The sequence below is a fragment of the Mycobacterium gordonae genome (genome assembly GCF_002101675.1).
Classification (GTDB): Bacteria; Actinomycetota; Actinomycetes; order Mycobacteriales; family Mycobacteriaceae; genus Mycobacterium; species Mycobacterium gordonae.
Genome location: NZ_LQOY01000207.1, coordinates 90212 through 101718, shown reverse-complemented (window position 1 = coordinate 101718; position 11507 = coordinate 90212). Strand labels below are relative to the sequence as shown.

The window sequence follows — 11507 nt, the reverse complement described above, 5'->3', positions numbered from 1 at the left end:
CAGGGGGAACCAGTCTCCGCCGGCCAAGTCAGCGAGAGGACAGTGCATGGCAACCGCCGAGGTGACGGAGCCGCCAGCCGGGTTTGCGATCGTCGGCTACGCGGCGCGCTTTCCGGGCGCCGGCGACGCGGACGAGTTCTGGGAGTTGCTGCGCCAGGGGCGCGACGCCGTGTCGGAAGTGCCCCGGGACCGGTGGGACGCCGACGAATTCTTCGACCCGGATCCTGACGCGCCCGGCAAGGTGGTGACCCGCCGGGCGGGCTTCATCGACGACGTCACCGGTTTCGACGCTCCGTTCTTCGGCTTGTCGGCGCGTGAAGTTCGGTTGATGGACCCACAGCACCGGCTGCTGCTGGAGACGGCGTGGCGCGCGGTGGAGCATTCGGGCACCGCGCCCACCGCGCTGGCGAACACCAACACCGGGGTGTTCATCGGCCTTTCCACCCACGATTACCTCGGCATGGCCTCCGACGAACTCGACTATCCCGAGATCGAGGCCTACATGGCGATCGGGACGGCCGCCGCAGCGGCGGCAGGCCGGATCAGTTACCGGTTGGGCCTGCAGGGCCCGGCGGTGACGGTGGACACGGCCTGCAGCTCGTCGCTGGTGGCGATTCATCAGGCCTGCCAGGCGCTGCGGCTGGGCGAGTGCGATCTCGCGTTGGCCGGCGGCGCCAACGTGCTGCTCAGCCCGGCGACCATGATCACCTTCTCCCAGGCGCACATGCTGGCGCCGGACGGCCGGTGCAAGACCTTCGACGCCGCCGCCGACGGTTACGTGCGTGGCGAGGGTTGCGGTGTCATCGTGGTCAAGCGGCTGGCGGACGCGCTGCGCGATGGCGACCGTATCCGTGCGGTGATCCGCGGCAGCGCGATCAACCAGGACGGCGCATCGGGTGGCCTGACGGTTCCCAACGGAGTCGCTCAGCAGCGGGTCATCGCCGAGGCGCTGCACCGGGCCGGCGTCGCGCCTGCCGACATCGGGTATCTGGAGGCACACGGAACCGGGACGTCGCTGGGTGACCCGATCGAGGTTCAGGCCGCCGGCGCCGTGCTCGGAGCGGGACGCGAGGGCGCCCCGCCGCTGCTGATCGGGTCGGCGAAGACGAATATCGGACACTTGGAGGCCGCCGCCGGGATCGCCGGTGTCATGAAGGTGGTCCTGTCGCTCGAACACGAACTGTTGCCGCCGCACCTGAACTTCCAGGACCCATCCCCGCACATTCCCTGGGACCGCCTTGCGGTGCAGGTCGTCAAGGAGGCCACTCCCTGGGAAAGAAACGGCCGGCCGCGCCTGGCCGGCGTCAGCTCGTTCGGGTTCTCCGGAACCAACGCGCACGTCATCCTCGAGGAAGCGCCCTCGCAGCGCAATGACGTTGAGGTGGAGCCGGATTCGGCCGGGCAACGGTTCAGCCTGCTGCCGCTGTCGGCGCGCACGCCGGCGGCGTTGCTTCAACTCGCCGAGCACTATCGCGGCTGGTTGAGCGAGCATCCCGAGGCCGCGCTGGCCGACGTGAGCTTTTCGGCAGCCGTCGGACGGTCTCACTTCGAGCATCGTGCCGCGCTGGTGGTCAATTCGACGGACTCGGCACGTGAGTTGCTCGGTGCGCTGGCCGACGACCGCCCGGCGCCGGGACTGGTGCGCGGAGAATGCGCCGACCCGCCGAAGACGGCATGGTTGTTCCCGGGGCAGGGTAGCCAGTTCCCGGGCATGGCCCGCGAATTATTCGACAGCGAGCCGATTTTCGCCGAGACCTTAACCCGGTGCGCGGCGGTGGTCGACGACGTGCTGGAACGGCCGTTGCTGGACGTCATCTTCGACACGGACAGCCCGGACGGCCAGGACATGTTGCGGCAGACCGCCTACGCACAGCCTGCGTTGTTCGCGGTCGAGATGGGCCTGGCGCGGCTGTGGCGGTCCTGGGGCTTCGAACCCGACGTGGTGCTGGGGCACAGTGTCGGCCAGTATTCGGCCGCATGTGTGGCCGGCGTATTCAGTCTCGAGGACGGGGCGTTGCTGCTCGCCGAGCGCGGCCGCCTGTTCGGTAACCTGCCGGACGGCGGGCGGATGGTGGCGGTGTTCGCCGACAGCGAACGGGTCGAGGGCCGCACCGAGGAGTTTCCGCGCCTGTCGGTGGCCGCCTACAACGGCGCCAACACCGTGCTGTCCGGGCCTGCCGAGGACTTGGACCGCGCGGTGGCCGGACTGAGGGCGGACGGAGTCCGCTGCGAATGGCTGGACACCAGTCACGCCTTCCACTCGGCGCTGTTGGATCCGGCCCTCGACGAGTTCGAGGAATTCGCGAACAGATTCGAATACGCTGCGCCGCAGCGGATTCTGGTGTGCAACCGGACGGGCGCGGCGCTGGGCAGGCAGGTGAAACTCGACGGCCGGTACTGGCGCCGCCATGCCCGGCAGCCGATCGAATTCGCCAAGAGCGTCGCCACCCTGGCCGAACTGGGCTGCAAGCTGCTGCTCGAGGTCGGCCCGCAACCGGTGTTGACCGCAGCTGCGCTGCGCGCCTGGCCCGATCCGGCGACCGCGCCGCGGGCGATCGCCTCGATGCGCCGAAACGGCGCCGACAACCGTCAGATCACCGAAGCCCTGGCCGACGCCTACGTCGCCGGTCACGTGCCCGCGTTCGATGCGCTGCAGCAGAGGCGGCGTCGCAAGCTCGACCTGCCCACCTATCCGTTCCAGCACCGCCAGTACTGGTACCGGGACAACCGGACCCAGCCGGCCGGGAAAGCCGACCGGTCGGCGGCCCTGCGCACCGAAGCCGTCCGGCTGCTCGAGGACGGCCGCATCGACGAACTTGCCGCATTGCTCGACGGGGCAAGCGGCAATCAGCAGACCATCGAGGTGCTGACAAAACTTGCCGCCCAACACAACCGACAGCGCGAGACACAGTCCATCGCGCAGGACCGTTACGAGATCCGCTGGGAGAAGACGGTTGTCGCGGCGAGCACTGCCGACGCGACCTGGCTGCTCGTCGCTGACGACCCCGGTGTCGTGGCGCCGCTGCTCGACGTGCTGACGGCCCGGGGGCACCGGCACCGCGTCGTCGGGCTACCGGCGTCCGACGCCGACGAGAAACGCCTCGAAGGCCTGCTGCGCGAAGCGGCCGACGACGAACCGGCGCAGCGCATCCTGGTCCTGTCGGCCGTCGAATCGGACACGGCGCCTTCGATGCGGTCACTGCTGCGGATGCAGCACCGGGTGCTCGGTGGGGCACGGCGACTTTTCCGCGCCGCGGCCGCCGCCGAACTTCGCGTCCCGATCTGGCTGATAACCTCTGGTGCGCAACGGGTTACCCCGAGCGACGTGGTATCGCCCGTGCAGAGCTGCCTGTGGGGGTTCGGTCGGGCCGCTTCGCTGGAGCATCCGCAGGTGTGGGGTGGACTGGCGGACCTGTCGGCCGGCAGCGCCGAGGAGTGGTCGCGGCTGATCGACACCGTCACGGCCGGTGGTGCCACGGAAGACCAAGTGGCGCTGCGTGATCAAGCGGTCTACGTCCCGCGCCTGGTGCGCCGGGCCGGCGCGCCGATCGGGACACCGCTGACACTTCGCGCCGAGGCGACGTACCTGGTGACCGGTGGCCTGGGCTCGGTCGGTCTGGAGATCGCCGGCTACCTGGCCGCGCACGGCGCCCGTCAGCTGGTGCTGACCGGCCGGCGCGCGCCGAACAACGACACCCAGCAGCGCATCGATGCGCTGCGCCAGCAGACCGGCTGCCAAATCCGGACCATCGCCGCCGACGTCGCCAACCCGCACGACGTCGCCCGCCTGATCGCCACCATCGAAGCCGAACTACCGCCGCTGGCCGGCATCGTGCATGCCGCGGGTGAGATCGGCACCACCGTGCTGCGCAGCCTGGACGACGCGGAAGTCGATCGAGTTTTTGCCGGAAAGGTCTGGGGCGCATGGAATTTGAGTGAAGCGACGGCCGACATTGCGCTGGACTTCTTCCTCAACACCTCCTCGATCGCATCGGTATGGGGCAGCTTCGGCCAGACCGCCTACAGCGCGGCCAACGCCTTCCTCGACGGGCTGTCGTGGCGGCTGCGCGAGCAGAACTACCTCAGCGTCAACTTCGGTCCGTGGTCGGCGGGCATGGCCGACGAACAGGCCCGGGCGCAGCTGAAGAAGCGCGGAGTGGTGACCCTGGCGCCCGGCGATGCACTGGCCGGCATGGCCGAGCTCATGGTCACCCACTCGACGCAAGGGGTGGTGGCCCGCATCGACTGGGCGCGGTTCCTGCCCATCTACCAGCAGACCGGTCGGCGGTCCTTCCTGGCCGAACTCGAGCGTGAGCTGCCCGATTCGGCGACGGCACCGGCAGCGTCGGGGACCACGAAGCTGGTCGAGCAGCTCACCATCGCTCCGGTGCAACAACGCAAGAAACTCGTCGTCGACTACCTGCGCGACGTCGTCGCGGAGGTCACGCGGGTCGATGCCGCCGAGATCCGCGACGAGGCCGGCTTCTTCGACCTCGGCATGGATTCGCTGATGGCCGTCGAACTGCGGCGCCGGGTCGAGCACGGTGTCGGCAAGGCACTGCCGGCGACGCTGGCGATGGACTACCCGCGGCTGGTCGACGTGGCGGATTACCTGCTGACCGATGTACTGCAGCTGAGCGCACCCGCAACCGCGAAAACCGCGACACCGGCCCCGGCCGCGGCGACCGCCACTCCCGTGGACGAGCCGATCGCCATCGTCGCGGTGGCCTGCCGCTTTCCCGGGGCCGCCGATCCCGAGGCGTACTGGGACCTGCTGGCCAACGGGGTCGACGCGATCCGCGAGATCCCCGACGATCGCTTCGACGTCGATGAGTACTACGACCCCGATCCTGAGACGCCGGGCAAGATCTACAGCCGCTGCGGCGGATACCTCGACGGTATCGACGGATTTGATCCGGAGTTCTTCGGCATCTCACCCCGGGAAGCCGTGTGGATGGATCCGCAGCAGCGGTTGATGCTCGAGATCGCCTGGGAAGGGCTGGAACGTGCCGGCTATTCGCCGGCCTCGTTGCGCGGCAGCCGAAGCGGCATCTTCGTCGGAGTGGCGGCCAACGAATACTCGCATCTGTTGACCGCAGAGTCGGTCGACAGCATCGAAGCTCACTTCATCACCGGCAACGCCCTGAACGCGATCGCGGGCCGCGTCGCGTTCGCGCTCGGTCTGGAGGGGCCGGCGGTGGCGGTCGACACCGCCTGCAGTTCCTCGCTGGTGGCCGTGCACGAAGCCTGCCAGGCACTGCGTTCGGGGGACTGCGATCTGGTGCTGGCCGGCGGGGTGAACGTGCTGTTGAGCCCGGCGTCCCTGATTGCCGCATCCCGCGCCAGGATGCTGTCGCCCGACGGCCGGTGCAAGACCTTCGACGCCGCCGCCGACGGGTACGTGCGCAGCGAGGGCTGCGGCATTCTGGTGCTCAAGCGACTCAGCGATGCGGTGCGCGACGGCGACCACATCCAGGCGGTCATCCGGGGCAGCGCGGTCAACCAGGATGGCGCGTCCAGCGGCCTGACGGTGCCCAATGGTGGGGCCCAGCAACGACTTATCGCCGCGGCGCTGGCGCGGGCCCACGTCGCGGGCAACGACGTCGACTATCTCGAGGCGCACGGCACGGGCACGTCGCTGGGTGACCCGATCGAGGTGCAGGCCGCCGCGGCGGCCTACGGGGCCGGCCGGGACCCGAGCCACCCGCTGCTGATGGGATCGGTGAAGACCAACATCGGGCACCTGGAGTCGGCTGCCGGGGTCGCCGGCCTGATCAAGATCGTGCTCTCCCTGCGGCACGAAACCCTGCCGCGCAACCTGCATTTCGAGAACCCGTCGCCACATATTCCGTGGAGCTCGCTGCCGGTGCGCGTGGTCGACGAAGCGACGCCCTGGCAGGCCAACGGCCGCCCGCGGCGCGCCGGTGTCAGTTCATTCGGGTTCACCGGCACCAACGCCCACGTCCTTCTCGAAGAGGCGCCAACGGCACCGGCGATCGAATCACCAGCCGCGCCGGACGGTCCCGTTCAGGTGTTGCCGCTGTCCGCACGGTCAGAGCAGGCGCTGGTGTCGTTGGCGCAGCGGTACGCGTCGTGGCTCGACGCTCATCCCGAGGCCGACATCAATGACGTCTGCTACACCGCCGGCGTCGGGCGATCGCATTTCGAACACCGCGGTGCGCTGGTGCTGGATTCCGGTGCGGCGTCGATCAGCGCCGCCCGCGACCTGCTGTCCGACCTGGCAGCCAATCGGTTGCGCCCCGGCGTGGTTCGCGGGGTGTGCGGCGACCGGCCGACGACGGCGTGGTTGTTCACCGGGCAGGGCAGCCAGTATCCGGGCATGGCGCGCGAGCTTTTCGACAGCGAGCCGGTGTTCGCCGAAACCGTGCGACGGTGCGCGGACGCGATCGACGGCATGCTGCCGCGTCCGTTGCTGGAGGTGCTGTTCGCCGCCGACCGGGAGACCGGAGAAGCCTTGCGGCACACCTCTTTCGCGCAGCCTGCGCTGTTCGCGATCGAGATGGGTCTGGCCCGGCTGTGGCAGTCGTGGGGGATCGAGCCCGACGTGGTGCTCGGGCACAGCGTGGGCCAGTACGCGGCGGCGTGTGTGGCCGGAGTGTTCAGCCTCGAAGACGGTGCGCGCCTGATGGCCGAACGCGGCCGGCTGTTCGGCAGCCTGCCCGAGGGCGGCCGGATGGTGGCGGTCTTCACCGACGCTCGCCACGTCGAGGACGTCGCCCAACAGTGCCCGCAGGTGTCGGTCGCCGCCTACAACGGCCCCAACACCGTGCTGTCGGGCCCCGGTAGCGACCTGGAACGGATCGTCGCCACGCTGAACGACGAGGGCATCCGCTGCACGTGGCTGGACACCAGCCACGCCTTCCACTCCGCGTTGCTGGACCCGGTGCTCGACGAATTCGAGGCTTACGCGGCACGGCTGGACTTCAACGTTCCTACCCTGCCGTTGGTCTGCAACCGTACCGGCACCGTCCTGACCGCCGAAACCCCACTGAATGGCCAGTATTGGCGCCGGCACTCCCGCCAGCCCGTGCAGTTCGCCGACAGTGTGCGCACGGTGGCGGCGCTGGGCTGCACGGTGCTGATGGAGATCGGCCCCCAGCCGATTCTCACCGCGGCGGCGGTGCAGGTCTGGCCGGAGCACTCGGCTCCGCCACGCGCCATCGTCTCGTTGCGCAAGGGCGCCGATGCGCGCCGGCAGATCGCCGAAGGCTTGGCGGCCGCCTACGTCGCCGGGCACCGGCCGGACTTCGCCGCCCGCCAACAGAGACCGGGTCGCAGGCTTGAGCTGCCCACCTACCCCTTCCAGCGCCGGCATTTCTGGCCCAAGAGTTCCGGTGTCACGCCCGGCGACGGCGCTGTGGTGTCCGGAATCTTGGGTAGTGCAAAGGATCTCGCTTCCGGTGACGCCGTCTACACCAGCCGGCTGTCGGTCAAGACGCAGCCCTGGCTGGCTCATCACGTCATCTACGGCACCGTCGTGGTCCCGGGAGCGACGTACGCGGCGATGGCGCTGGCCGCCGTCGGTGCCCCGGCGCACGTGCGGGACGTCTTCTTCTATGAGCCGATCATCTTGCCGGACAAGAGTTCTCGTGAGGTGCAGCTGACCTTGCATCCGCTCGAGGACGGCGGCGGCTGGACGTTCCGGGTGCACAGCCGCCCCTATGGCGTCCGCGAGGCCGAGTGGTCGCTGAACGCCGACGGCACCGTCGTCAGCGGTGTCCTGGATGAGCCCGCCGAGCCGGCGGCCGGATCGGATGCCGTCGAGTCGGCCACCGAGCGGTTGAACCGCACCCAGACCCAGCAATTGTTCGACACTTTCGCCGACATGGAACTGGCCTGGGGCCCAACTTGGTCGACCTCCCTGAAGTCGTTGTGGGTGGGCGAGGGTGAGGCGATCGGAGACGTCGCCATCGGCGAGGAACTCGCCGAGCACCTCGGCGGCGAGCCGATCCACCCGGTGCTGCTGGACTTGTGCACCGGAGTCGCCTTCCCGGCGTTCCCGGCGCTGCTGGCGGCCGAACACGGCGTCGCGGATCTGTTCTTGCCGTTGCGGTATGGGCGGGTGATGCTGGCCGAGCGGATGCCGCGGCGGTTCTATTGCCGCGCCCGCTGGCACGCCGGCGGCCTGGACAGTGAAACGCAGGTCTTCGACCTCGATTTCGTGGACCGCGACGGTCGCTTCCTGGGCGGGATCCGCGAATTCACCGTCAAGCGCGCACCGCGGGAGGCGTTGCTGCGTGGGCTCGGTGGCGACGCCACCCGGCTGCTGTACACCCTCGGCTGGAACGAGATACCCGCGCCGGCATCCGAGGCGCCGGAGAATGCCGGCACCACGTGGTTGGTGGCCGGGTTCGACGAGCTGGCGGCCGATGTGCCGAACAGCCTGCGCACCAACAATATTGTGGACCCGGAACTCTGGTCGGAGCTGTTCGCGCAGGCCAAGGAGCGTGGCGCCCCGATCTCCGGCATCGTGTGGCGCGCCGGCCGGCGGCCGGACACCCAGGAGCCCAGCGCCGATTTCGCCGAACGGCTGGAGGGCGAACTCGACGGGTTGCTGACTCTGGTGCGCACCGCGCTGGGCCAGCAGGACCTGAAACTGCCCGGCGGGCTGTGGATCGTCACCGAACGCGCGGTGGCGACGGAGCCCGGCGAACCGGTCGACCCCGTTCAGGCCGCGTTGTGGGGGCTGGGGCGCACGGTCATCGCCGAGCAGCCACAATTGCGCTGCCGGCTGGTCGACCATGACGGCTCCGCGGATGCCGTGCAGTGGCTGGCAAAACTGATGGCCGCGCCGGACGCACCCGTCGCCGAACCCGAACTCGCGCTGCGCCAAGGCAAGTTCCTGGTGTCGCGGCTGCTGCCGTGGGCGCGCGGCGGGCATCTCACGGTGCCCCGCGCGTCCGACTATGTGCTGGCGCCGACCGAACGCGGTGCCATCGACAACCTCCGTCTGGTCGAGGCGGAGGTGCCGGCGCCGGCGCCGGGCCAGGTGCAGGTCCGGGTCGAGGCTGCCGGCCTGAACTTCAGGGACGTGCTCAATGTGCTGGGTCTTTATCCCGGCGACCCGGGGCCGATCGGCGGTGACTTCTCCGGCCTCGTCACCGAGTTGGGCGACGGCGTAACGGGACTCGAGGTCGGCCAGCGGGTCTTCGGGTTCATGCAGGGTGCGTTCGCCAGCCGGGTCAACGTGCCGGCCCAGTTGCTGGCGCCGGTGCCCAAGGGTCTGGGTGCGATAGCGGCGGCGAGCATACCGGCGGCGGCGCTGACCGCCCGCCTGGCGTTCGACTGGGCCAAGCTGCGGCCGGGAGACCGGGTGCTGGTACACGCCGCCAGCGGCGGTGTCGGCTTGGCGGCCGTCCAACTGGCGCGCCAGTGCGGTGCAACGGTGTTCGCCACCGCCAGCACCTACAAACGTGCGACCCTGCGCGAGCTGGGTGTGGAATATGTGTACGACTCGCGCACTACGGATTTCGCGGATCAGATCCTGGCCGACACCGACGGCGCCGGAGTCGACGTCGTGCTCAACAGCCTGACCAACGAGGGATTCCTCGAGGCGACCGTGCGCGCCACTGCCCACAACGGCCGGTTCGCCGAAATCGCCAAGCGCGACATCTGGACGCCCGAGCAGATGGCCGCGGTGCGACCTGACATCGACTACGAGATCGTGGCGTTGGACGGCACCATCATGAGCGACCCCGAGCACATCCATCGGCTGCTGGGTGAGGTGTCCGACGGGCTGGGCAGCGGGGAGTGGGAACCGCTGCACGCCGAGATCTACCCGCTCACCGAGGCCAAGACGGCGTTCCGCCGCATGCAGCAGGCGCGGCATATCGGCAAGATTGTGGTGCAGATGCCCAATCCTCTTGCGCCACGCGCAGATCGAACCTATCTCGTGACCGGCGGTCTCGGTGCGCTCGGTCTGCACACCGCGTCGTATCTGGCTGCGCTGGGGGCCGGCGACATCGTGCTGACCAGCCGGCATCTGCCTGACGCGGAGGCGCAACAGGCCATCGACGCCATCACCGAGCGTTACCGGTGCCGGATCCACGTGTTCGGGGCCGACGTCGGCGACGAGTCCCAGCTCGCAGATCTGCTGGGGCGGATCCGCGCCGAGCTGCCGCCGCTGGCCGGGGTGGCCCACCTGGCGGGTCTGCTCGACGATGCGCTGCTACCCCAGCAGAACCTGGAGCGATTCCGGACGACGCTGGCGCCCAAGGCTTTTGCGGCGTGGCATCTGCACCGGTTGACCGAGAACGACGATCTGGAATTCTTCATCATGTATTCCTCGATCTCCAGCGTCCTGGGTTCACCGGGTCAGGCGAACTACGCCGCCGCCAACGCCCTGCTGGACGGACTGGTCGCCGACCGCAACGCGCAGGGCCTGACCGCGACCAGCGTCAATTGGGGACCGTGGGCCAAGGGCGGCATGGCCGCCTCGCACGCCGCGCGCGTCAATCTCGGTGCGCAAGGCCTGATTCCGCTGGACCCCACCGCCGCGCTGAGCGCCCTGGGCGAGCTTTTCGCCGAGGGAACCGGACAGGCGACCGTCATCAAGGCCAACTGGCAACGCACGGCGAAGGTGCTGGGCGGTTCCCGTCCGGCGATTCTCGATTACGTGCTGCCGAGCGCTGTCACCGCCACACAGGGTGACAGTGAGCTGCTTCGCCAGCTGCACGAGATACCTGAGTCGCAGCGGGCCGATTTCCTGACCGAGTATCTGCAGCAGGAGGTGCAGAGCTTCTTGCGGCTGGCCCAGCCGCCGGCGGCCACCAGCCGGTTCCTGGACCTGGGCACCGACTCCCTGATGGCGGTGGAACTGCGCAACCGGTTGCTCGGACAATTCGGTGGCAAGCTGACTATCAGTGCCACCGCGGTGTTCGACTATCCGACCATCAGGGCGCTCGCCGAGTATCTGGCCGAGCAGCTGCCGGAGATCATGTCGGGGTCGGACCCGGCCTCAGCCTCTGCTGCGACGGAGGACCCGGCCGAGGCTGCAACGGAAACCTCAGGGGAGGCCCCTGCCGAAGACGCGACTGAGGCGGCCGCGCAGCCCGCGGGTGGCTAATTGCTGATGTCGAAACCGGCGATGACCTTGGTCGGGCGCACCCGCACCACCAGTTCGCCGGGAACCGCATTGCGGCGGCCGTATTCCTCGGCGCGCTCGGCGCCCATGTAGCGGGCGCCGGCGCGGGTGGCGATGTCGAGCAACTCCACGGGATCCTCGCTGACCGTCGCCACGCCCTGCACCTGCACGAACGAGTATGGCGGATGGGGGTCGTCCACGCAGATCACGGTTCGCCGATCCCGTTGCAGAGCACGGCCTTTCGGCGTTTCGCGGTGAGTGGTGAACACCAGCTCACCACCGTCGACGACGAACCAGACCGGCGCCACCAAGGGCCGTCCGTCGGAGGCGGCGAACCCGAGCATCCCGGTGCGGGTGCCCGCTGACAGGAACCCGGCGACTCGGTCCGACAGTTCGGCCATGG

General features: G+C 69.2%; 2 protein-coding genes. One reads left to right on the top strand and one right to left on the bottom strand.

Annotated features, from left to right (window positions below):
* The first annotated feature begins 46 nt into the window (after positions 1–46).
* Entirely contained in the window at positions 47–11086 is an 11040-nt protein-coding gene (locus AWC08_RS26305; RefSeq protein WP_085088423.1) for a type I polyketide synthase, read from the top strand.
* Here AWC08_RS26305 and AWC08_RS26300 read toward each other — a convergent pair.
* Complete coding sequence (locus AWC08_RS26300) at positions 11083–11505, bottom strand: PPOX class F420-dependent oxidoreductase (RefSeq protein ID WP_065133087.1); 423 nt, start codon at positions 11503–11505, stop codon at positions 11083–11085. The two genes, AWC08_RS26305 and AWC08_RS26300, sit on opposite strands and share 4 nt — an antisense overlap.
* Positions 11506–11507: the final 2 nt, after the last annotated feature.

What these genes read in the sequence shown, in the direction of transcription:
- AWC08_RS26305 (WP_085088423.1), top strand. Translation starts at nt 47, where the DNA reads ATGGCAACCGCCGAGGTGACGGAGCCGCCAGCCGGGTTTGCGATCGTC.
- AWC08_RS26300 (WP_065133087.1), bottom strand. Translation starts at nt 11,505, where the DNA reads ATGGCCGAACTGTCGGACCGAGTCGCCGGGTTCCTGTCAGCGGGCACC.